Source organism: Flavobacterium beibuense, from assembly GCF_004151245.1.
GTDB classification, from domain to species: domain Bacteria; phylum Bacteroidota; class Bacteroidia; order Flavobacteriales; family Flavobacteriaceae; genus Flavobacterium; species Flavobacterium beibuense_A.
In genome coordinates, this window is record NZ_JUIW01000003.1 from 252,182 (window position 1) to 275,247 (window position 23,066).

Sequence of the window (23,066 nt, forward strand, 5' to 3'; positions counted from 1 at the left end):
AATTACAATGCAATTTCCCTTCTTTCTGCTAATTCTTTTATTTTTTGCGAAGCGGTTTTTTCAAAATCAACGCTTGAGTCAAAATATTTGTCACCATCGGTAAGAATGGCAAAGTCGCCTATTTCCACACCCAGCCATGTATGGTCTTCGTTGTCTACAGTAAGGGTATAGGTATAACCAATATTGGTAACACGCTCTTCCCATGTAGGTACATACAACTCGTAACGCAACATTTGGTTCGGCACAAACTCTACTACTGATAACTTAGAATATCCCGGCCATTCTATTACGGTTGCAGGATGAATTTCAAAATCGCCAAAATCTTCGGGAAGCTGGTCCCACTGGCGTATGTATTTTGGTTTGGTAAGCACTTCCCATACTCGTTCAAGGGGTGCATCAATCCTGATATTGTTTTTTACAATTAGTGATTTACTCATAGCTTTTTTGTTTTTTGAAATGTTTACGATTCGTCTTTAGTTCTTTTCACCAGTCCTATTCCTGATATAAAGAAAATAAGCCCTACCACACCATATACAATGGTCATTTTTACATTTTGCTCTGATGTAGAAGTTGCAGCAAAAATATAAGCGGCATAAATAAGCCCAACAATACCAAGTACAGTAAGTATGGCGCCAAAGGTTCTTTTTAAGTTCATAAAAATTTAGGTTTTTTGTTATACTTAGTAAGATGTGTAAACAAATTTCAGGCTTATATTTTAAAATTGCGCAACACTTTTTATTTATTTAACATTTAGATTATTTTACTGTTTTTAGTTTTATTTAACATAAAATCAGGGAGTTAAAATTATCTTTCAAAACCCTTTATTTTGAAGGTGAAACATTTAAAACTGTAGTTTTTTGCCTGCCAAATTTATCTTAAACAAAAGTTATTTAGTCATAAAGTACTGGTTTCAAACGATATAAATTTAGAACTTGCGGTCTAGAAATTTACCAAAATCAAATACCTATGAAGCTACTATACTTTTTCCTTTTGATGTTTGTAATACTGCTTGGAGGATACCTGTATGTAAACGACTTCAGTTTCGACAATACATCCTTTAGCGGATACCTGTTAAATACGCTGTTTTTCTTTTTACTGTCGCTGGTAGGTATTATTACTCTTGTACTTGCGGTAGTATCCATAAAAAGAAGAAGCGCCCATAAAGGTATTATGACTATCAGGCAATATTATGAATACAAAGAATACAAAACAGACTAGATTTGAGTTTAGTTAATCGATAATTATAGAAGGTGTGTTAATTCAGAAACCCGGAGGATTATTATAATCTTTCGGGTTTTTTGCATACTTAGTAAGTCAGGTTCTAAGTTTCTAAGGTACTTTTTTTACTCACTATCAAGGTTCTCGTTAAAAACCGTAGGCAGCATTTTAGGGATAAACTTAATAAGCAATGGTAATAAAAGACTTCCGCCCGGTAAAAGGAAAATAGTAAGCGACGGAACGGTTTTACATATTTCCAGCAACTGTTTCTTTACCTTTTTCTTTTCTCCTTCGTCAAGGCTTCGGTGGGTAGAATGCGTTAGTAAAAGCATCAGTTCGCCGTTATTGGATATTTCCTTAATAAGCCTCTTTTTGTTTCGGTTAATAAGCAGCGATACTGTTTGTGCCGCATGCCCGTAAAAATGCTTAATAGGGTTGGAGTAACGGAAATACGGAATCTCCTGTTTATATTCCTCTATAAACAGGTTAAACGATTCAATACTTTGTTCGGCAGTTTCAGGGCTAAGGTTAAGTAGCCATGCAAGATGATATAGAAAATCCGTTTCGGTTTGTTCTTCCACACCATCGCTCCACACAGCCATACCCGCCATGTCAAGCAGGTAATTCTTTTCCAGGTCCGATTCCGCAAAACTGGTATCGGGCATGGTGATATCGCCGTTGTTTATTTTAGACAGCTTGGTATATCTAACAGACGATTCAAACAGTTTGATAAGTAAATCGTCGTAGTATGATTTCTCTTTTTTTGTGGTAAGCGCAATAGCCACTATACCCATAACTGTTTCTTCCAGCCTGCGCAGGTATTTTTCCGGCAGGTCATTATACAGCAGGTACTGGCGAAAAGCAAGTACATCCATAAACAGTAGCGCATTGGTAAGTATGTGCGAAAAGTTACGGCTTATAATGTTGTCGTTGGTCTTAATCCTTTGCTCCAGTATTTCTTCAAGCTGATGACTTAAATTACCGGCAGGCAGTACCATTTTAAGCGGATTGAAACCTTCACGGGTCATAGCCTTGTAAAAAGAAATAGCCTTATTTATAAAATCGGGTTTATCGTCTTTTTGGGTAATAAGCCTGTATAGTGCAAACTGGGTGTTAAGCAGTGCTGCTTTTGTGGTTTCTTCCGATGTCCATCCTTTTGTCTCGGCATCATCAAGATCGTTAAAGCTAATTACGTGTCCATATATAAAACCGGTTTCCCTAACGCGAAGATAAAACTCGCGGGAACTGCTATATCTCTGCGGATTGCTTTTAAGCTTCGCAAAAAACTTGTCTATCCAGCCACTGGCAGAAGGATTAATCATGGTGGTGTTAATTGTACTGCAAAGCTATGATTTTTTAAATAGTATGAAACCTATTTAACAAGAGTTAAATATATCCTATAATTTGGCTAACAAACATTTTACAAATCCATTATCCGCTACTTTTGTAAGTAAACCGCTAATTTATAAGAGTATGACACTTAAAGCAGGCTACCCGTTTTGGCTTATTAAAGACGGACTCCCATTTACTTTCCCGAAACTTGACCATGATGTAGATACCGATGTTGTTATTATAGGAGCCGGTATTTCGGGAGCACTGGTTAGATACTATCTTGTAAATGCGGGTATAAAATGTACTACCATAGATGCCCGTACTATAGGACTGGGCAGTACCAGTGCCAGTACGTCGCTGCTTCAGTACGAAATAGACGTGCCCTTATATAAACTGAGTGAGATGATAGGGAAGGAGAAGGCACAAAGGGCTTATCAGTTATGCGGAGAGGCTATAGATAAGCTGGCACAGATAACCAAAGACTTTAAGCTTGACGAACTTAAAAAACGTAAAAGCCTGTACTATGCTGCCTACAAGAAAGATGTTTCCTGGCTTAAAAAGGAATATGAAGCCAGAAAAGAAGCAGGTTTTAAAGTAAAGTGGCTGAATGAAGAGGAGGTTATGGAGCAGTTTGGTTTTAAGTCGTATGGAGCCATATTATCTGATAAGGCCGCCGAAACCAATGCCTATATGCTTACCCATTGCCTTTTACAACAGAAAGGGAAAAACAAATCGCTTGAAATTTACGACCGTACTCCCGTTACTGATATAAAACATAATAAGAATGGGGTAGTACTTACAACCGAATCGGGGCATACCCTAAAGGCTAAAAAGCTGGTATATGCTACCGGATATGAGGTAGTAGACTTTATCGATAAGGATATCGTGAAGTTGTTATCTACTTATGCGGTGGTGAGTGAGCAGTATAACGAAAGGCAGTTTTGGAATGATGAGGTGCTGATTTGGAATACTGCCGACCCATACCTTTATATACGTACCACATCAGATAATCGTGTACTGGTAGGGGGTAGGGATGAGGATTTTTCCAATCCGGCTAAAAGGGATAAGCTGATTTCCAAAAAGACAAAACAACTTACTAACGATGTAAACAAGCTTTTCCCTGAACTTGACTTTAAACCGGAGTTTAGCTGGACAGGAACGTTTGGTTCCACTAAAGACGGATTGCCGTATATAGGTCCGTACAGTAAAAAGCCTAATAGTTATTTTTCGTTGGGATTTGGAGGAAATGGTATTACCTTTAGTCTTATAGGAGCCGAAATTATTTGCGACCTGCTACAGGGTAAAGATAATCCTGATGCCAAGCTTTTTTCGTTTGACAGATAAACTTACTACTTGATATGAAAATAAAATATGGAGCCACTAAGGTGTGGACACTTTTAAAAACCACCTTTTCTGAGTTTAATAACGATAATGCCATTAAGCTGGCAGCTTCATTGTCTTATTACACCATATTTTCTATAGCTCCGTTATCTATCATTATCATTTCTATATGTGGCCTTGTATTTGGGGAAGATGCCGTAAGGGGAGAGTTCTACGGACAGATAAACGAATTTGTAGGCTCAAAGGCTGCGGCACAAATTCAGGAAGCGATAACTAATACAAAACTTTCCGGCGATAATATTTTCAGTCTTATAGTAGGATTAGTAATATTACTTATAGGTGCCTCGGGAGTATTTGTAGAGATACAAAGCTCCATAAACTATATATGGGAACTAAGGGCTAAACCCGATAAAGGACTTAAAAAATTCATACAAAACAGGCTTATGTCTTTTTCCATGATAGGGGTTATTGGCTTCCTGCTTATGGTGAGCCTTTTGGCTAATACGCTTCTCGATGTGCTTAATGAGAGGCTGCACTCCCTTTTATCAGATAGCACCGTCTATTTGGTATATGTACTTAATTTTGTCGTAGTATTTATAATTATAACCCTGCTGTTCTCTGTAATCTTCCGTACACTGCCCGATGGCTATGTAAAATGGAAAGATACTTTTGTAGGATCTGCCACCACAGCCATATTGTTTATGGTAGGAAAGTTTGGCATCAGCCTGTATTTGGGCAGCTCTAATGTGGCTACTGCTTTTGGTGCTGCGGGTTCTATAATTATCATACTGGTTTGGGTATACTATTCGGCTATAATACTATACTTCGGAGCCGAATTCACTAAGGTCTACGCACGCCTGTACGGCAAGAAAATTACCCCTAAACCTTATGCGGTTAAGATAAGGAAAGAGATAGTGGAGGTATAAATCACATTTAGTATTTCCCTAACACTAATTGGCAAACCGCTAACAATTTAGTCATATTTTATGTGTTAATTTTGGAGTATACAAAAAGAGATAATCCAATAACCTAAATAACAAAGAATATGAAAAAGAGATCAATTTTAGGGAAAATGCTGTTAGGTATGGCTGTTTTCACTTTGTCTTTCGGAATGACTTCATGTAAAGACAATAAAGAAAAAGATGCAACTGAAGTAGCAGAAGACCAAAACGAGGAAAAGTTTGACGATACTAACGAGGCTAAGGAAGAAGACTCTGATTATCTTGTTTTTGCAGCCGATACTCATATGAAGGAAATTGAGCTGGGCAAACTGGCACAGCAAAAAAGTACAAATGCCGATGTAAGGCAATATGCAGAAATGCTTATTACCGACCATACAAAGGCTCTTGAAGATTTAAAGAAAACAGCAGAAGCAAAAAACATATCGCTGCCCACAGCTTTAAGTGAAGACGGAAAAGACGCTTACAACAAACTAAGTGAGGAGAAAGCAGAAGATTTTGATAAGAAGTATGTGGATATGATGGTGGATGGTCATGAGAAGGCAATAGAGAAGATGGAGAAGGCCAGCGAAAAAGCAAATGATGAAGATATAAGAATGTGGGCCGCCGATATGTTACCTACGCTGAAAACACATCAGGATGAAGCTGAAAGGCTTGAGGACAAGCTTGATGCAATGAAATAATTATAAGAAGGGAGAAATTGCTATGAAAAACCTTTTATTTATAATTGCTTTTGTACTAGTTATACTGTGGGCTTTAGGAAGTTTTGTGATACATGTGGGAGGAGCACTGATTCACTTACTGCTGTTGGTTGCACTAATAGCGATATTGGTTAATGTTCTTAAAGGAAATAAGCCCCTGAAATAAGAATACACAATGTTATTAAGAAGCCGCTGCGATACATTCGCAGCGGCTTTTTTGTTTGTAGTGGTAATTAAAAACCCCGCCATTGGCGGGGTTTAACAAACTAAACTAAAAACGGAATTTTCATTTTACATTAGTGGTGATTAGTAAATGTAAGCGTTCTCGTCTACCAGTTTTGCTGCAATGGTTTCCCTTAGGGCTACAACATTAGGCATATTGGTATATTTAGTGAAGCGTTTTAGGCCCATAAGCATCATGCGTTGTTCGTCGCCTTCTGCGAATGAAGCAATACCTTCTTTACCTTTAGTATTTACGGTGTCTACAGCTTTGTATAAGTATAACTGAGCCATAGCAATTTGTTCTTTTACGTTTTCTGCTCCTTTGTTCTTAGCCAGTTTTTCTGTTCTTAAGATAACAGATTCTGCCATATAGATCTCGATAAGGATATCGGAAGCAGCCATCAGCAATTGTTGGTGCTGGTCAAGATCCGGACCGTATTTTTGTACGGCACTACCGGCAACCATAAGGAATGCTTTTTTAAGCTTGCCGATAATTTCTTTTTCTTCAGCAAAAAGCTCAGAGTAATCCGGTGTATCAAACGATGGGATGCCCATAAGTTCCTCAGCTACTTTCATGGCAGGACCTAAAAGATCTACGTGGCCTTTCATTGCTTTCTTAACAAGCATACCTACCGATAGCATACGGTTAATTTCGTTTGTGCCTTCATAAATACGCGCAATTCTTGCGTCTCTCCAGGCACTTTCCATTGGAGTATCTTCAGAGAAGCCCATACCTCCGAATATCTGGATACCTTCGTCGCTACAGTTCTGGATATCTTCCGATACCGCCACTTTAAGTATAGAGCACTCAATAGCAAATTCCTCAACGCCTTTAAGCTCTGCATCCTGATGAGATTCACCAGCAGCTACACGAGCCTCAATACGGTCTTCTATACTTTTTGCCGCACGGTAACATGCACTTTCTCCGGCATAAGCACTGGCAGCCATTTCAGCCAGTTTAGCACGTATGGCACCAAAGCTTGAAATAGCAGTGTTAAACTGTACTCTTTCGTTAGCATATTTAACCGCTCCCGAAATTGTTCTTCTTTGTGCATCAAGACATGCAGCGGCCAGTTTAATACGGCCTACGTTAAGGGCATTCATTGCAATTTTAAAACCATTTCCTCTTTCAGAAAGCATGTTTTCTACAGGTACTTTAGTCTCGTTAAAGAATACCTGACGGGTAGAGGAGGCACGGATACCCAGTTTATGTTCCTCTTCATTCATAGAGATACCGTTACTTGGGTCGTTCTCCACGATGAATCCGGTAATGTTTTTGTCGTCTTCTATACGGGCAAACACAATAAATAGGCTACAGAATCCGGCATTAGATATCCACATTTTTTGTCCTGTAATTTTGTAATGCGTACCGTCTTCGCTAAGTACCGCTTTGGTTTTACCAGAGTTGGCATCACTACCTGCACCCGGCTCGGTAAGGCAGTAAGCGCCAAACCATTCACCGCTGGCAAGTTTAGGTACATATTTCTTTTTCTGTTCTTCAGTTCCGTAAAGGGTAATTGGCATAGTACCAATACCTGTATGAGCACCAAATGCAGTTGAGAACGAACCTGTAGCACCTGAGATATAGTCACAAACCAACATGGTAGAAACAAAGCCCATCCCCAGTCCGCCATACTCTTCCGGTACGGCTACACCAAGAAAGCCAAGCTCCCCGGCTTTTTCCATACACTCTTTAGTGTACGCATAATCCTTATTCTCAAAACGGTCTTTATGGGGCCATAACTCACGGTCAACAAATTCCTTAACCGTATCACGCATCATAACCTGCTCTTCCGAAAAATCTTCGGGTGTGAATACATCTTCACATTTTGTTTCTTTTACAAGAAACTGACCGCCTCTTGTTATATCTTTTACTTCGCTCATTTTTAATAATTTTTTATAGTATAGACTTTTAGATGATAGATAATAGATAACAGACTTATATGGAAACCAGAGTGTTTTGGAAACTCATTGTCATTTTCTGGAATTCCTCTATTTTATTTTCAATTACTACTGTATTACTTTCAGAGATATAACCTCTGTGATGTGCTAACAGCAGTTGCGTATGCAACTCAAAAGAAGAACCTAAAGAAACATTGATAAAATGACTAAACGATTTTGTACTTCTGCTTGAACCTTCTGCAATGTTTGATGGTATGGATATTGAGCATCTGTCCATTTGATTTTTTAACCCAAACTTTTCGTGTGAAGGAAAAGTATCTGTTAAGTCAAGAACTTCTTTTGCTATTTCCATGGCCATTTGCCATATCTTAAGCTTTTTAAAATTGTGTCTTTTAAAATCACTCATTGGTAAGGTGCGGTAAGTTTTTAGTCTATTATCTTTTGTCTTTCGTCTCTAAGTCTTTTTACATTAATTCATAAACTCCCGCAGCCCCTTGTCCGGTACCTACACACATGGTAACCATACCGTATTTGCTTCCGCGGTTTTTCATTTCATCAAATAACTGAACAGACAGTTTTGCACCTGTACATCCCAGTGGGTGACCCAATGCAATAGCACCTCCGTTTACGTTTACAATATCCTTATTAAGCCCAAGCTCGCGGATAACAGCAAGCGACTGAGAAGCAAAAGCTTCGTTAAGCTCAATAAGTTCGATGTCGTTTAGCTTTAATCCGGCCATTTCCACAGCCTTAGGAATAGCTTTTACAGGGCCAATACCCATAATTCTCGGTTCTACACCGGCTGCCGCATAGCTTACCAGACGTGCAATAGGTTCAAGGTTAAGTTCCTTAACCATTTCTTCGCTCATTACCATTACAAAAGCGGCTCCGTCACTCATTTGAGATGAAGTACCCGCTGTAACGCTACCATCGGCAGCAAATACAGGACGAAGCTTACCAAGCGCCTCAACCGATGTATCGGCACGCGGACCTTCGTCTTTTGTTACAGTATAATTTTTAGTAGCTCTCTTACCATTAGAATCTACATAAACCTGCTCTACGGTAATAGGCACAATCTGTTTGTCAAATTTTCCTTCTGCCTGTGCCTTCAGTGCTTTTTGGTGTGACTGATAGCCAAACTCATCCTGGTCCTCACGGCTTACATTATATTTTTTTGCAACTGCTTCGGCAGTAAGTCCCATTCCCCAGTAGTAGTCTTCGTGGCCGTTTTTAGCCAGTTGGTAATCCGGTACCGGTTTGTAACCTCCCATAGGGATGTAGCTCATGCTTTCTGCACCACCTGCAATAATACAATTAGCCATTCCGCTTTGTATTTTGGCAGTAGCCATAGCAATGGTTTCCAGTCCCGATGCACAGTAACGGTTTACAGTAACTCCCGGTACATCCTCAACCTTAAGTCCCATAAGGGAAATAAGACGGGCAAAGTTTAAGCCCTGTTCGGCTTCCGGCATAGCGTTACCCACCATTACGTCATCAATTCTTGTTTTGTCCAGTTGCGGAAGCTCATTCATGATATACTGAATGGTTTCTGCGGCCAGTTCGTCAGGCCTTTTAAAGCGGAAAACCCCTTTTGGTGCTTTCCCCACAGCCGTTCTGTATGCTTTTACTATATATGCTGTTTTCATTTTCATTAGATTTTAGATGTTAGTATTGAGAATTGAGACTTCTCCAATACTTTTTTGAAATGAATAATTCATTTTTTGTATTTCAGTAATCAGATTCAATATTTCATCAACTTTATATTTCTCAAGCATACCAAGTTCACAAGCCAGTATTAGTTGAGTATGTAATTCATAACTTGAGCCGTTGGCTATACCAAGAAAATATTTAAACTCTTTATTTGAGTTTCTCCCGGCTCCTTCGGCTATATTTGATGCTATTGAGATAGTTGCTCTTTTAATCTGAGATGTTAAGCCAAATCTTTCGTCAGCAGGTAAATCAGCAATTACTATATAAACCTGCTTAGCAAGCTCGATTGATTTTTGCCAAATCTTTAAATCTTGTACTTTATGCATCTTATCTCAATTCTAATATCTTAATACTAAATACTAGTTACGAAGCGGTTTCCCTTTAGTTAACATAAACTGAATACGTTCCAGAGTTTTTCTTTCACCACATAGCGACAGGAATGCTTCCCTTTCAAGATCAAGAAGGTACTGCTCTGTAACCAGTGTAGGTTCACTAAGGTCGCCACCAGCCATAACATAAGCCAGTTTGTTGGCAATTTTCTTATCGTGTTCAGAGATGTAATGTCCGGCTTCCATACTGTCGGTTCCCACAAGGAACATACCCAGTGCCTGTTTGCCCAGTACTTTTACATCATTACGTTTAACAGGTTGTGTGTAACCCGCTTCGGCAAGAAGCTTAGCATGTTTTTTAGCTTCGGCAATCTGCCTGTCTTTGTTTACAACAACTACGTCTTTACCGTGCTGAAGGATACCAAGGTCATAAGCTTCGTAAGCAGAAGTCGAAACCTTTGCCATACCTATGGTAAGAAAGTATTCCTGCAGTACGTTAAGTTCTACGTCGTTTTTGCGAAAAGTGTCGGCTGCACGAAGTGCCATCTCTTTAGATCCGCCACCGCCCGGGATAACCCCAACACCAAATTCCACAAGTCCGATGTAGGTTTCGGCAGCAGCCACAACCTTATCGGCATGCATGCTCATTTCACAGCCACCGCCCAGTGTCATACCGTGAGGGGCAACCACTACCGGTATAGCCGAGTAGCGTACACGCATCATTGTGTCCTGGAACATTTTGATAGCCATATTAAGCTCATCATATTCCTGCTCTACAGCCATCATGAATATCATACCAATATTAGCACCTACCGAGAAGTTGGCTGCCTGGTTACCTATAACAAGGCCGTCGTATTCTTTTTCGGCAAGGTCTATGGCTTTATTTATGCCCTGAAGCACACCACCGCCAATGGTATTCATTTTAGACTGGAATTCAAGGTTAAGGATACCGTCGCCAAGGTCTTCTATAATGGCGTCGCTGTTGCTCCATACCTTTTTGCTTTCGCGAATGTTGTTAAGTATGATAAATGCATCCTGCCCCGGAATTTTTTTCTGGGATTTTGATGCAATGTCGTAGTAGTAAGTAGCTCCTTCTTTTACGGTGTAGAAGCTTGAATTGCCCGATGCCAGCATATCGTTAACCCATGCTGCAGGGGCAAGACCTTCGGCTTTCATAAGTTCGATACCTTTTTCAACACCGATGGCATCCCATATTTCAAACGGACCATTTTCCCAGCCAAATCCGGCTTTCATGGCATCGTCTATTTTGTAAAGGTCATCGGTGATTTCAGGTATACGGTTAGAAACATAGGCAAACATACCTGTAAAGTTCTTGCGGTAAAATTCGCCTGCTTTATCAGTACCTTTTACCAGTACCTTAAAGCGGTTTATAGGCTTATCTATAGTTTTTGTAAGCTCTAGGGTAGCAAAAGAAGCTTTCTTTTGCGGACGGTACTCCATAGTGTCTAAATCCAGCGCAAGGATGTCTTTATCCACTTTTTTGTAAAAGCCCTGTCCGGTTTTGCTTCCCAGCCATTTTTTTTCCATCATTGTGTCGATAAAGCCAGGGACTTTAAACAGTTCGTGAACCTCATCATTAGGGCAGTTCTCATAAATACCGTTTGCAACGTGTACAAGGGTATCAAGACCTACCACATCTACCGTACGGAATGTAGCCGACTTAGGGCGGCCAATTACCGGACCTGTAAGTTTGTCTACTTCCTCTACGGTTAAGCCCATTTCCTTAACCTGGTGGAAAAGGCTCATAATGCCATAGATACCAATACGGTTACCTATAAAGGCAGGGGTGTCTTTAGCAACTACCGATGTTTTACCAAGGTACTGCTCACCATAGTTATTTAAAAAGTCCAGTACTTCCTGTGAAGTTTTAGGACCCGGTATAATTTCAAAAAGTTTTAAGTATCGTGGCGGATTAAAGAAGTGTGTTCCGCAAAAATGTTTCTGGAAGTCCTCGCTGCGTCCTTCGCTCATAAAATGGATAGGGATACCCGAGGTATTTGATGTGATAAGTGTTCCCGGTTTACGGTATTTTTCTATCTGTTCAAATACTTTTTGTTTTATGTCAAGCCTTTCTACAACTACTTCAATTACCCAGTCACAATCGGCAATTTTAGGAAGGTCGTCGTCTATATTACCGGTAGATATCCTTGATGCAAATTTCTGGTGGTAAATAGGGGAGGGTTTCGATTTAAGGGAGTTGGCAAGGTGCTCGTTAACAATCCTGTTTCTTACTACCTTATCGTCCAGCGTTAGCCCTTTTTTCTTTTCGGCTTCCGTAAGTTCTTTTGGTGCAATATCCAGCAAAAGAACCTCAACACCTATATTGGCAAAATGGGCAGCAATTGCCGATCCCATAATACCGGAGCCTATTACGGCTGCCTTTTTAATAGTGCGTTTCATTTTTTATAGTATGTATTTTAGTTGTTTGTGAAAATGAAACAGCCCCGGTAAAGGCGGTTCCATCTCTTATTATTTTGTTACTGTTTTTTCTGCTTCATTCTCTTCACCCGCATATATCTGCTTTTCTGAGATAAGCTCGTTTATTACTTCGGCCACCTCAACAAAGTGATCCAGTTTTTGTTGAGACAGGCGTTGTTTTACTGCCTCGTTAAACTTTAGTACTACCTCTTTAGAGAGTTCTCTTTTTTCCCTGCCCAGTTTGGTAAGGTGTATAATAACCCCACGGCCGTCTACAGGATTTTTTTTGCGGACAATAAGCCCTTTATCTTCCATCGATTTTAAAGTACGTGTAAGGCTGGTAGCCTCCATTCCCATTTGCGGACCCAATGCCGTAGAAGAAATTCCTTTCTCTTTGTCTATGGAAAGCAAAGCAAACCCAATGGACATTGTTGCACCATATTTACCTGCCTCTTCGTTGTACATTCTTGCTACTGCCTGCCAGGTTGCTCTAAGGATGTAATCTATAGTTTTGTCTTTCATATATATTGGTTTCTCAAAGGTAATAAAAATTTATTATGCATGCATATTAAATTTAAAATAATTTTATCTAAAATTAAAAAACTCTCCTAATATGGAGAGTTAAATATACGCAATACTGAGGTATTCTTAAATATTATGCGTGAATATTATCAGTTAAGTAAATGTTATTTTTGAGGAGGGGCTAAGCTATTTAGTTGCTGAGGCTCTTAGTTGCTGATTTTGAAAACTGGAAGCGTTTAAGGCAACTGGCAAAGGAAGCCCTTAAAGTTATGAATGAGCCGGAAGAAAAACCAGGTTCTTTTTATATATGAGCTTAAAAGCTTTTATTGTTATTAATTTTCCACTCATGCTCTATGTTATGCATCACTAACGCATTGTCAAACTTTATTGAGCCTTCGGGAAAAAGATTTTTATCGTTAAAGTACGACGATTCTACTTTTGTAACATGAAGGGGTTTTACCTGCCATGTGTAGGTGTCCAGTATTACACTGTCCAGCCCTGAATTGCCGGGGGTGTAACCAATTCTACCACCTTTTAAAAAGGCTGAGGCTGTTTCTATGTCTTCAAATACCGACTCCGAATTAAATTGATTGGTTTCACTTGCTTCAAGATTCATAAAAGCGGCATCACTGCTTGAAAAACTAAGGGCACAGTGTTTTCCCGCTTCCGAGACATTAAACTTAGCTTTGTTATGTTTACCCGGAAAAACCCTTCCTCCTGCAATAGCGTTGACGGTTGAGGATGTATCTCTTCGGGGTATATAAACTCCTTCTTTAGTTTCACCGTTTTCATCCCATTCTATAGCAAAGCGATGGGCAGCATTTTCTGAATTTACCCCAATAAACTGTGGTAACCCTTTAGGGCGAATGTTTTTTAATCTGATTAGGCAAATACCCACAATGGCTTTACCATTTTGCAGTTTAGGCCTGAAAGGGTAGGGAAGCAGATTCTGAATTACCTTCGGATCGGCAGTATAGTTAATTAAAATACGCCTGTCTATATATCCGTGAAGTGTAGGTATTTTCATGGTAAGGTTTTATTACGATAAAAATACTAAACATTATTAATTCTTCTCGGTAAATGTATAACTGTTTTCTATAAGTCCGTTGTCGTTAACATTATAAGCACGGTAGTAAATATACTTTTGCTTAAAGTTTATCCAGTTGTAGTTTTTCTTTACCTCGGTTTTAATATCCTTTAACTCATTACTAAGGGAAACAGAATCACTAAGTCTTATTTGGGTTGTATAACTGATAAGCGGGAAAATACCCTCGGTATTTTTAACTACTGTGAGTTGTTGTATAATGGGTTTAGTATCAATATTCCCTAATATATAAGGCATGTAGTAATTTGTGCTTATTTTTTTATCCATGCTTTCATAATCCCTTATTATTTCTTTTTCCTCAGGGTATTTAATAAGCTTTTGTGCAGGCTCCAGTAATTGCCTTGCCAGGTTAAGTTGCTGATAGGCATCCCATTCATAGCCTTTCTCATGATATTCCTTAGCCTGTGCATAGACCTGAGCAGCATTCTTGCCATAAACACTTAAAAGCCCGGCAGTAATTTCTTCTATTTTCCAGTCGTTACCTTTTTTACAGTAAATTACTGTAATAAGATAATCGTCTATGCCCATATAGGAGCTTTTTAGCAGGGATACATACGTTTCCTTGGCCTCGTTTTGAAAAGTAAGCGTATAGCCGTTTGTTGCTGAGTTTATGGTTGAATTATCGGGAACCGTAGTGTGCTTGTTGTGAAATTCCTCATACACTTCGTGATCGGTAGTAAGATAGCCTTTTCTAAAAGGCCATATAACACCGTTTAGTTTTGCCACAAGAAATTTGTTGAACTTTTCCGAACCCAGTTTTTCCAATACTTTAGAATTACTGTCAGATAGTGCTTCAAAAAGGCTGTCGTTCTTAGCTTTTATAGTTTCCCTTAGCTTAGGGTCTATATCATTATTGACAATGGTTTCGGGTTTCTGATAGCAGCTTTGCAATGTTGCTGCCAGTACTAATAGCAGTAATAAGGTCTTCTTCATTTTAAAAATTAGTGTGGTACTGGTTTGTAGCCGACGAAAATAACTATTTATTTTAAAATGGTAAAAACAAAAAAAATCAAATATTACTATTTACTCTTTCCTGTTATTCTTGGTAGTAAAGTTTATAGAAGGTATCTCTGTTGTCTTGTCAATATTCATATCTGTAATGGTTGTAGTTTCCATAAAATATGTTTCATGATTTTCTATAACAGTACCATTTACTGTAACATTTATTTTATTATCTTTTATTAAATCGCCAAGACAAACAAGGTCAGTCTGTTCCTTTCGTGTTATATATACCTCCTTAGTATTTTTATCGGTACGTATATCGGCCACATTATCAGGATCTATAAAATAATGGGTAATATCTACCTGTTTGTTGTCTAAAAAGGTTTTATAACCATTAACGGATGGAGTTTCCTGTGCCATAACAGCAAAGGGCAGGAGCAGAAGTATATAAATGAGTTTTTTCATGTTGTTATTTATTTAAAAAAGCTGCCCTAAAGCAGCTTTTGTTTTTACCTGTCACCTTCGGTGCGGTATATCTTGTCATACAGTTTCTGGTATTTTTCCTTAACGGCCTTACGTTTCAGTTTTAGGGTAGGGGTCATTTCTCCTCCGTCTACCGACCAAATCTCAGGCGTTATCTCAAATTTCTTAACCTGTTCCCAGTGACCGAATTTCTTGTTTACATCGTTAATTTCTTCCTGTATCCTGTCGTGTATCTCTTTGTTGTTGGCAATATCTTCGTTAGAGCTTACTGAAATACCTTTGCGTGAAGCCCATTGTTTTACAAACTCAAAGTCAGGCTGTATAAAGGCAGCTGGCATTTTTTCGCCTTCGCCTATAACCATAATCTGCTCTATAAAACGGGATTGCTTCATGGCATTTTCTATAAGCTGAGGTGCTACATATTTACCTCCCGAAGTTTTAAACATTTCCTTCTTCCTGTCGGTAATCTTCAGGAATCCGTCTTTGTCTATTTCGCCTATATCTCCTGTATGGAAATAACCATCGGTCATTACCTCTTTGGTTTTCTCTTCATCCTTATAGTACCCCATCATTACGTTAGGGCCTTTACAAAGTATTTCACCATCTTCGGCAATCTTAACTTCAAGACCGTTAAGCGGTTTACCTACGGTTCCTATCTTAAACCCGGCATTACGCTGGTCGTTTACCGCAATTACGGGAGAGGTCTCTGTTAGTCCGTAACCCTCCATAACGGGTATTTCAGCTGCGGCAAACACACGTGCCAATCTTGGTTGTATAGCAGCACTACCGCTTACCATAAGTCCAAGCCTGCCGCCAAGCCCTGCTTTCCATTTACTGAAAATCAGCTTGCGGGCAATAGCCAGCTTAAAGTCATACCAGGCTCCATTAGCGCCATAAGGTTCATACTCAAGGCCCACTTCTACTGCCCAAAAGAACAGTTTGCGTTTTATGCCTGTAAGTTCGCTTCCTTTGGCAATAATCTTGTCGTATACTTTTTCAAGAAGCCTAGGTACCGCCGTAATAACATCGGGGGTAGCTTCTTTAATATTATCGCTTACCTTTTCAATAGACTCGGCAAAGTAGGTACTTACGCCATAGTATTGGTAAAGGTAAAGTATCATTCTTTCATAAATGTGGCAAATAGGCAGGAAGCTAAGCGCTCTGTTTCTGCCTGCTTCAAATGGAACCCTTTCGGCACTCATCAATACATCCGAAACAATGTTCTTGTGCGAAAGCATTACACCTTTAGGCCTTCCTGTAGTACCCGATGTATAGATAATTGTAGCAAGATCTTCTTCGGTTATAGAGCTTTTAATATCCTCCACTTCCTGCTGATTGCTTTCGTCTTTACCCAGTTCCAGAATCTCGTTCCAGTTCTTGCAGCCTTCTATCTGGTTAAAGGAATAGATTTCTTTTAAACCTGTTACCTTGTGCTTAATAGAGCTTACCTTTTCGTATAGTTCCTTATCGGAAACGATACAGTAAACCGACTCCGAATGGTTAAGAATAAACTCCTGGTCGTCTTCGCTTATGGTAGGGTAAACAGGTACGTTTTGAGCTCCCGTTTGCAGTATGCCTATATCAACAATGTGCCATTCGGTCCTGTTGTTAGAGGAAATAACGGCTATTTTGTCGTTTTTCTTTATTCCCAGTCTTAGTAACCCGCGGGAAAAAGCATTGGCTTTGTCCACATATTCCTGTGTGGATGTTTTTACCCATTCGTCACCATATTTGGTAACAAGTGCATCGGGTAAATTGTATTTTTCCAGTTGGTGATACGGGAAGTCGAATAAACGGGTGATATTGCTCATTTCTGTTTGTTAATTGCTTATTGCAAATTATGAAAATATATAATATAAAGCAATTTTTTTGAGATTATGATAAGTTAACAATATAACCTTTTGAAAACTATGTAAATAGAAGGTGGTAAATAGTATTAAAAATGGATTTTAACTATCAAATAATAAACTTATAATTTTCATTTATAAAATTTGCTTAATCTGCATGTCGTAATACTAATGGTATATTTGCCCCGTTTAGTAAAAAGCTTTTATATACTATCTTAAATGACCTTGCGAAACTTTATTTATGCTGTTTTATTTCTTAGTCCCGTTATTACTTTAGGACAGGTAAAAACCGACACAGCTTATATAGCTGATTACCCTCAAAGAGTAATGCTTTCGGGTTTTTTAAGTCAAAGCAGCGTACAGTTGGGCAAAGATGAAAAAGATTATATACCTAACAACCCTTTAAGGGTAGGGGTGGGTATTTCAATAAAAAATACAGTAATCAATTTTAGTTACAGTTTTGGTATAGCTCCTCTGGAACAGGATGGGAAAGGTAAAACCAAATCATCAGACCTGCAGATACACCACTACGGGCGCTATTTTGTTTTAGATTTATTTTATCAGAAATACAAAGGTTTTTACAATGATGCCGAAGGGGATGAAGCAACACTTTACCCGGATATGTATGTGCGAAATTTAGGTGCTGAATTTGCCTATATTTTTAAGGGAGATAAGTTTTCTGCAAAAGCTGCTTTTCAGCAAAATGAGATACAGCTTAAATCTGTAGGGAGTTTTATTTTAGGAGGAGGAGCTTACTTTTTTAAGGTAAACCCGGGCGGAGTGTTATGGCAAACAGAAAACAGCCTTAAAAACGTTCAGTTTGGGATTAATGGCGGATATGCTTACAGTTGGGTAATTGATGAGCGATGGATGGTCACAGGCATCCTTACAGTGGATGTAAATGTAGGGAATGATCCGCATTTGCTTTCTGATTTGAAAATAGAGGCTTATCCGACTGCTTTTGGCCGTGGCGGATTAATATATCATAAAAATGACTGGGCACTGGCAGCAACATTTTTAGTAAACAATAAACTTATGTATACCGAAGATGACGGTGAATTAAGCTTTACCGGTATTAATTTCCAGTTATCGTTTGTAAAGCATATTGATTTTTAATTATAAAATTCAGCTTTTAGGCTTCCTTTAAAACGGGTTTATAATTTTTTACTGTCAGATAGGTAAATGTAAACATTACCATTGATAAAATAAGATGTATTCCGAAATCATGAGACCATGAATAGTCGGGTATATGGATAACGGCAAGTGATATTAGGGAAAGAACTACAAGCTCTATTAAGTAAGCCGGCGATAAGGTAATTTTAAAAAACCTGACAAGAAAGTAAGTTATAAACAGCATGAAAATTAAAAGTAAAACTGCATAGACTATCACAAAACTACCTGTATTTAGAAGTATAAGAAAACTAGCGATTACCAGCATGAGGAAAACAAAATAACTGATACTTATCCTTATGAATGACAAAATGCTTATGCCAAAAATGTATTGATGGAGTAGTGACGGTAATATGCAATAGCTTAAGTAGGAAAAAATGAGTGATCTTTTAAAGATTGTATTTTCCAGTTCACCAAAAATATAAAACCAAAACAGGTTAAGCAATACCCCAAATAACAGGAATGGTATAAGAAAACGGTCATTTGCTAATGACTTAAAGTAGCTTTTCATATAAAAGGCTTAAGTTGAAAATTGTCAATACTCCTGAAAGGTCTAAATTCAATTGGGAAAAGAGCAATAACTACTATTATAAGATATTTAAGCATGGGTGTGGCCTTAATTAAGGTTTAAAAGCAAAAATAAATATAGAAATTTATTCCCAACCTGTAACCAGTAAATTTCTGGCAGCTTTTTCTCCGCACTTCTGGTATTTGTTGTAGGCCTGAGCTGCCCGTTGACGTATTTGAGTATTGTTCTCACCGTTTACATATCCTGTTATTGCATCGTGTAGGGTGTAGGCTTCCGGACACATAAGCCCTGTAGTCCATACTAACGGATTTACATTTGCCTCTTGTAAGTGTGGCCCAAAGAACCTTTTACTCACACAGGCAAGTATAATTACATTACGTTGTTTATTGTCGGTATTGATGTAATCTTCATACAACTGAAAATCCATTAAGCCGTCGTGACCTATATAAGCCACAAGCCCGGAATTTCCTGCTACCCCCAGCGTAGTGTTGTTTATGGTAAGTGTGTCTGTTAGTTTGCCGCAGCTACTGTTTAAAAAGTCTTTTGTGCATTGTTTTATGTGCTTACCGTTATAGGCATCAGCTATCAGGTAGTGGTTTTTTGTAGTATGTTTAAACACCAGCCTTTCCATTACCAGCGAATCTTTTTTCTCTTTTTTAAGGAGTTTCCATTCGGCGCTTTTTTTAAAATAAGTGCGTATGCCATACCCACAACCCCAGTATAAGTTGTTGTGTGGATCCTGCCCGTTGCCTATAGCTTTTGGTACGGGTACGATTCCCTGGTATTTATTATCGCATAAGGCCACATAAACATGAATGGTTTTGGCAAGTGTATCATAGCTTGCGGTAGCAATGGGAGCTCCCATTTCTGCTACCGGATTTAAAGTAACTTCAGGTTCGTTTAGAGATTTATCCTCCGTCTTTTTGCCGCAACTAAGCAAGGCAAGGCAAATAAGTAGAAATGGTTTAGTAAGGTTGTTAACTATCATTACTATAGTGTTATGTTGGTAATACTATAACAGTTTAATATGAAAAATATTATAAATCAGTGTTTTACAGATAAATTAAAGCATTACATCGATAAATAAATATACCTACTAATGGCGATGTTTTGCTGTTTGTTAAATTGATAATTTTATCACATAAACCAAAAAATCTAACCTTATGAAAAAACAATTACTATTTATTTTATCTCTCATAACAGCAGGTGCCTTTGCACAGGATGTTACTATTAAATCTCTTAGTACAAAAGGGATAATAGGTGTCACTGAACCTGATGCGGTTGTAAAAGTTGACGGAGATCTTGACGGAATACCTGAAGACGAAGGAATGGCCGACTCTAACGGGAATTTTATAGTAACCTTTGCTATACAAAAAAGTTCGGGAGCAAAACTATGGGTATGGAGTGAAATACAAAAAACCAAAAGGCTTAGTAAAGATACAAAGCTTGAAAGAGGAGATGTCGTGTCCGTTACTATAGGTACAGATTTTACGGCTACATTTCAGGCAGAAGATCTTTCAAATAAAACCAAGTTTTACAAGGCGACTATTTTAACCACCAATTTTAATATTCCTGTAGCAAGGTTTGATTTTTTAACCAAGAGTGCACAGGATGATTCTAAAGGTAATATCACCCTTTTCAATTCGGTAGGAGCAGGACTGGGACTTAATTTTGGTGAAAAGAAAGTTATATATGACGATCAGGGGAATGTAACCGAACAGGATTTTAGTAATGTGGTGGGGTTACATTTAGGAGTACTGTTTTCGGCAGGTACAGGTGAAGATACCAATAATGTTTTTGCACCTGTTTTAAACCTTACCATACTGGATTTTCAGATAGGTGTAGGATGGGAACTGGGAGATGTTGCTACTAATATGAGCGGTACTTTTATGACGGTAAGTTATGCGATTCCATTATACAAACTCAGCAGAACCGGATTTTTTACACTTAGTGAAAAAGAAAGAAAAAGTTCAGGAAAGCGTAATGAAGACCCTGGTGCAAGATCAAAATTTGCTGATAACTAAAAAAAAGCCCCATAAAGGGGCTTTAGCTTTTAATAAAAATCAACTTAGAATTTAAGAGCAAACTCTTTGGCAAATTCCTCAAGCTTAATTTTTCCTTTGGCCTTACCATCGGTAGTGTTAAAATGTTCCTGTATGCGGCCGTTACCTAAACCACGTCCCATATCGGTATACATTTCGGCAATATCCAGCGGCAGGCCTGCCTGTGTCATCCCTTCAATAAGCTGCTCGTCGGTAAACTGGACCCATGGCAGTTCCGGCTTTCCTATGGCAGAACCTAAAACGGCAGCCACTTCCTGCGGAGTGCGTATATCGCTTATGGCATAACGTATTTTGTTTGTACTGTTTTTATTTTCAAGTTCTTCGGCTATAACGGCAGCAATATCCCTTGGGTGTACCATCGCCATCTTAATATCGGCAGCATAGTTAGCACCTGTAATACCTGCATTTTTAATAAGAGGAATATCATTAAAGAAGTTGTAGTAAAAGAAACCTGCCCTTACAAAAGTGAAGTTTACGTCGTCAATTTCATTGTACATGTTCTCTATGTTATGTATGGCGGCTATTGGTCCGTTACCATTGGGTTTGTCGGCGCCTATACTGCTAAGCATCACTACACGTTTTACACCCGAGTCTTTAATAGCCTGAGCCAGGTTTTTACCAGCTTCTGTAGTATTAGCCACTACATTGGTACCGCCCAGATTAGGAGGAGTCATTGCAAAAACGGCATCAGCTCCTGTGAAGGCATTGGTTAAAAATGCCGTATCGTTAACCGAACCTATTGCTGCTTTAGCACCCAGTTTTTCAATATCCTGCTTTCTGTCGGTACTGCTGCTCACAATGGTTATATCGTTTCCTTTTGCAATTAATGATTCGGCTAAAGGCTTAGCCACGTTTCCTAATGATCCTGTTACTGTTATTTTCATGATTTTACTTTTTTATTTGTTGAAACAAAGTTACTTTTGTACTTACTTTTATACAAGTACTTACCCTAAAGTATGTATCTATGACAGCAATTAAAGAGACCTCTGTAATACAGGAAAACAAGCAGTATGCGCTTGATATCTGTCCTGTTACCTATGTAATGGAAAAAATTGGTAACTACTGGAAACCCATTATACTTTATCATCTTTCCAAAGGCCCTATTCGCTACAGCGAAATAAAAAGGGCTATTCCGGCCATAACCGAAAAAGTACTTATACAGCATTTAAAGCAACTGGAAAGCGACGGACTTGTGATACGCAAAGCCAAGCCGGTAGTGCCGCCATATGTAACCTATAAGCTTAGTAAGTCGGGTAAAGGGCTAATGCCAGTTATTGATGCTATGGCAAGCTGGGCAATAAATGAAAGGGCTAAGGAAGACAAACAGTAACCTGTTTATAAATACTTTTAAAAAAAGAAGTATTTTTATGGTGATATCTGCCTCATTTTTGGCACTTATATATAAACGCTTGTGTTATGATTGCAAAAAATGATACAATAACAGAACCTGTAACCCGAAAAGAAGTGTTGGAAGAGCTATATATAAAAGCATTTCCGGCAGTGGCAGGGTATGTAGGTAAAATGGGCGGTTCGCTCGATGAAGCAAAAGATATTTTTCACGATGCCCTGATAGTTTATATGGAAAAAAGCTATGAGGGTGTTGAGGTTGCAAACGAGTCGGCATACCTGTTGGGTATTGCCCGCCATTTATGGAGCAAACGCTTTAACCAGTTAACGAAGGTTACAGTTGGAGAAACCGTTTTGCCCAATAATGATACTGAATATACCGAGGCTGTTTCTTCAAGGCTAATGAAACTGCTTAGCACCACCGGAAAAAAATGTATGGAACTGCTTTCGGCCTTTTATTATGAAAAGCTGGATATGGACAAGCTTGCCAACAGGTTTGGTTTTTCAGGAAGCCGTTCGGCTACGGCACAAAAGTATAAATGCCTTGAAAAAGTAAAGGATACCGTAAAATCTAAATCGCTAGAGTATGAAGACTTCATGGAATGATACGATACTTACAGAGCAATACCTAAGCGGTAGTCTAAGCGATGAGGACAGGGCACTTTTTGAGGCCAGATTGATACTGGAACCTCAGCTTGCCGATAATCTTAAATGGCAGCAAAAAACTACTATGGCAGCAAGGCAGTACGGCCGCCAAAAGCTGCGTGAGGAAATAGAGCAGGTGTCGCACCATATGTTTACAGCGAGCCATTATGTGTCTTTCAGGAAGAAGGTATTGAGCTTCTTCGGATAAACCATTTCAATTTAAATCACAATCAAATCAACACCCTGTCATTAGCGGTGGC

The 23,066-nt window shown here is 38.8% G+C and carries 26 protein-coding genes; 10 read left to right on the top strand and 16 right to left on the bottom strand.

Annotated elements, in window-relative coordinates; translation table 11 throughout:
- Positions 1-2: 2 nt before the first annotated feature.
- Positions 3-437 carry an SRPBCC domain-containing protein gene (locus NU09_RS05115; protein ID WP_129750183.1) on the bottom strand — a complete coding sequence of 145 codons (435 nt, stop codon included), beginning with the start codon at positions 435-437 and terminating at the stop codon, positions 3-5.
- Positions 438-460: 23 nt separating this feature from the next.
- Entirely contained in the window at positions 461-655 is a 195-nt protein-coding gene (locus NU09_RS05120) for a hypothetical protein (RefSeq protein WP_129750184.1), read from the bottom strand.
- A gap of 311 nt (positions 656-966) precedes the next feature.
- Here NU09_RS05120 and NU09_RS05125 point away from each other — a divergent pair, with 311 nt between their 5' ends.
- Positions 967-1,218 carry a hypothetical protein gene (locus NU09_RS05125; RefSeq protein WP_129750185.1) on the top strand — a complete coding sequence of 84 codons (252 nt, stop codon included), beginning with the start codon at positions 967-969 and terminating at the stop codon, positions 1,216-1,218.
- Positions 1,219-1,343: 125 nt separating this feature from the next.
- Here NU09_RS05125 and NU09_RS05130 read toward each other — a convergent pair whose 3' ends face one another.
- Positions 1,344-2,540 (bottom strand): LETM1-related biofilm-associated protein, encoded by a 1,197-nt coding sequence (locus NU09_RS05130; RefSeq protein ID WP_129750186.1) that lies wholly within the window; start codon positions 2,538-2,540, stop codon positions 1,344-1,346.
- 151 nt (positions 2,541-2,691) lie between these two features.
- On the opposite strand from NU09_RS05130, the gene NU09_RS05135 reads away from it, so the two are divergent.
- From NU09_RS05135 to NU09_RS05150, 4 genes are all read left to right on the top strand, one after another.
- On the top strand, positions 2,692-3,894 hold the full coding sequence (locus NU09_RS05135) for an NAD(P)/FAD-dependent oxidoreductase (protein ID WP_129750187.1): 1,203 nt from the start codon (positions 2,692-2,694) through the stop codon (positions 3,892-3,894).
- A gap of 14 nt (positions 3,895-3,908) precedes the next feature.
- Positions 3,909-4,817: a YihY/virulence factor BrkB family protein gene (locus tag NU09_RS05140; protein WP_129750188.1), complete on the top strand. Its 909-nt coding sequence runs from the start codon at positions 3,909-3,911 to the stop codon at positions 4,815-4,817.
- 119 nt (positions 4,818-4,936) lie between these two features.
- A complete protein-coding gene (locus NU09_RS05145; protein ID WP_129750189.1) occupies positions 4,937-5,533 on the top strand; it encodes a DUF4142 domain-containing protein in 597 nt (198 codons plus the stop codon).
- A gap of 22 nt (positions 5,534-5,555) precedes the next feature.
- A complete protein-coding gene (locus NU09_RS05150) occupies positions 5,556-5,717 on the top strand; it encodes a lmo0937 family membrane protein (RefSeq protein ID WP_129750190.1) in 162 nt (53 codons plus the stop codon).
- Positions 5,718-5,857: 140 nt separating this feature from the next.
- On the opposite strand, the gene NU09_RS05155 is transcribed toward NU09_RS05150, so the two are convergent.
- The 10 genes from NU09_RS05155 to NU09_RS05200 all read right to left on the bottom strand — a co-directional run bounded on the left by NU09_RS05155 (position 5,858) and on the right by NU09_RS05200 (position 17,016).
- On the bottom strand, positions 5,858-7,657 hold the full coding sequence (locus tag NU09_RS05155; protein ID WP_129750191.1) for an acyl-CoA dehydrogenase family protein: 1,800 nt from the start codon (positions 7,655-7,657) through the stop codon (positions 5,858-5,860).
- 55 nt (positions 7,658-7,712) lie between these two features.
- A complete protein-coding gene (locus NU09_RS05160) occupies positions 7,713-8,081 on the bottom strand; it encodes a four helix bundle protein (protein WP_129750192.1) in 369 nt (122 codons plus the stop codon).
- A 58-nt stretch (positions 8,082-8,139) separates the two neighbouring features.
- Positions 8,140-9,321 (bottom strand): acetyl-CoA C-acyltransferase, encoded by a 1,182-nt coding sequence (locus tag NU09_RS05165; protein ID WP_129750193.1) that lies wholly within the window; start codon positions 9,319-9,321, stop codon positions 8,140-8,142.
- A 12-nt stretch (positions 9,322-9,333) separates the two neighbouring features.
- A complete protein-coding gene (locus NU09_RS05170) occupies positions 9,334-9,711 on the bottom strand; it encodes a four helix bundle protein (RefSeq protein ID WP_129750194.1) in 378 nt (125 codons plus the stop codon).
- Between the two features lie 33 nt (positions 9,712-9,744).
- The gene (locus NU09_RS05175; protein WP_129750195.1) at positions 9,745-12,135 is read right to left on the bottom strand and encodes a 3-hydroxyacyl-CoA dehydrogenase/enoyl-CoA hydratase family protein; all 2,391 of its coding nucleotides are present in this window, start codon (positions 12,133-12,135) and stop codon (positions 9,745-9,747) included.
- 69 nt (positions 12,136-12,204) lie between these two features.
- The gene (locus NU09_RS05180; RefSeq protein ID WP_129750196.1) at positions 12,205-12,675 is read right to left on the bottom strand and encodes a MarR family winged helix-turn-helix transcriptional regulator; all 471 of its coding nucleotides are present in this window, start codon (positions 12,673-12,675) and stop codon (positions 12,205-12,207) included.
- Positions 12,676-12,988: 313 nt separating this feature from the next.
- Positions 12,989-13,702 (bottom strand): DUF2071 domain-containing protein, encoded by a 714-nt coding sequence (locus tag NU09_RS05185; protein WP_129750197.1) that lies wholly within the window; start codon positions 13,700-13,702, stop codon positions 12,989-12,991.
- A gap of 36 nt (positions 13,703-13,738) precedes the next feature.
- Positions 13,739-14,713, bottom strand: a complete 975-nt coding sequence (locus NU09_RS05190; protein ID WP_129750198.1) for a hypothetical protein — start codon at positions 14,711-14,713, stop codon at positions 13,739-13,741.
- A 90-nt stretch (positions 14,714-14,803) separates the two neighbouring features.
- On the bottom strand, positions 14,804-15,187 hold the full coding sequence (locus NU09_RS05195) for a hypothetical protein (protein WP_129750199.1): 384 nt from the start codon (positions 15,185-15,187) through the stop codon (positions 14,804-14,806).
- Positions 15,188-15,231: 44 nt separating this feature from the next.
- Complete coding sequence (locus tag NU09_RS05200; RefSeq protein WP_129750200.1) at positions 15,232-17,016, bottom strand: AMP-dependent synthetase/ligase; 1,785 nt, start codon at positions 17,014-17,016, stop codon at positions 15,232-15,234.
- 255 nt (positions 17,017-17,271) lie between these two features.
- Here NU09_RS05200 and NU09_RS05205 point away from each other — a divergent pair, with 255 nt between their 5' ends.
- Positions 17,272-18,168, top strand: coding sequence for a DUF4421 family protein (locus NU09_RS05205; RefSeq protein ID WP_129750201.1), 897 nt, complete (start codon positions 17,272-17,274; stop codon positions 18,166-18,168).
- Between the two features lie 16 nt (positions 18,169-18,184).
- Here NU09_RS05205 and NU09_RS05210 read toward each other — a convergent pair whose 3' ends face one another.
- Complete coding sequence (locus tag NU09_RS05210) at positions 18,185-18,733, bottom strand: hypothetical protein (RefSeq protein ID WP_129750202.1); 549 nt, start codon at positions 18,731-18,733, stop codon at positions 18,185-18,187.
- Between the two features lie 142 nt (positions 18,734-18,875).
- Positions 18,876-19,739, bottom strand: a complete 864-nt coding sequence (locus tag NU09_RS05215) for a hypothetical protein (RefSeq protein WP_242501828.1) — start codon at positions 19,737-19,739, stop codon at positions 18,876-18,878.
- 175 nt (positions 19,740-19,914) lie between these two features.
- Here NU09_RS05215 and NU09_RS05220 point away from each other — a divergent pair, with 175 nt between their 5' ends.
- A complete protein-coding gene (locus tag NU09_RS05220; RefSeq protein ID WP_129750203.1) occupies positions 19,915-20,775 on the top strand; it encodes a hypothetical protein in 861 nt (286 codons plus the stop codon).
- Between the two features lie 44 nt (positions 20,776-20,819).
- Here NU09_RS05220 and NU09_RS05225 read toward each other — a convergent pair whose 3' ends face one another.
- On the bottom strand, positions 20,820-21,698 hold the full coding sequence (locus tag NU09_RS05225; protein ID WP_129750204.1) for an SDR family oxidoreductase: 879 nt from the start codon (positions 21,696-21,698) through the stop codon (positions 20,820-20,822).
- 80 nt (positions 21,699-21,778) lie between these two features.
- Between NU09_RS05225 and NU09_RS05230 the strand changes: the two genes are divergently transcribed.
- From NU09_RS05230 to NU09_RS05240, 3 genes are all read left to right on the top strand, one after another.
- The gene (locus NU09_RS05230; RefSeq protein ID WP_129750205.1) at positions 21,779-22,144 is read left to right on the top strand and encodes a winged helix-turn-helix transcriptional regulator; all 366 of its coding nucleotides are present in this window, start codon (positions 21,779-21,781) and stop codon (positions 22,142-22,144) included.
- Between the two features lie 86 nt (positions 22,145-22,230).
- Positions 22,231-22,767 (top strand): RNA polymerase sigma factor, encoded by a 537-nt coding sequence (locus tag NU09_RS05235; protein WP_129750206.1) that lies wholly within the window; start codon positions 22,231-22,233, stop codon positions 22,765-22,767.
- Entirely contained in the window at positions 22,748-23,014 is a 267-nt protein-coding gene (locus tag NU09_RS05240; RefSeq protein ID WP_129750207.1) for a hypothetical protein, read from the top strand. The genes NU09_RS05235 and NU09_RS05240 overlap by 20 nt, the downstream gene beginning before the upstream one ends.
- Positions 23,015-23,066: the final 52 nt, after the last annotated feature.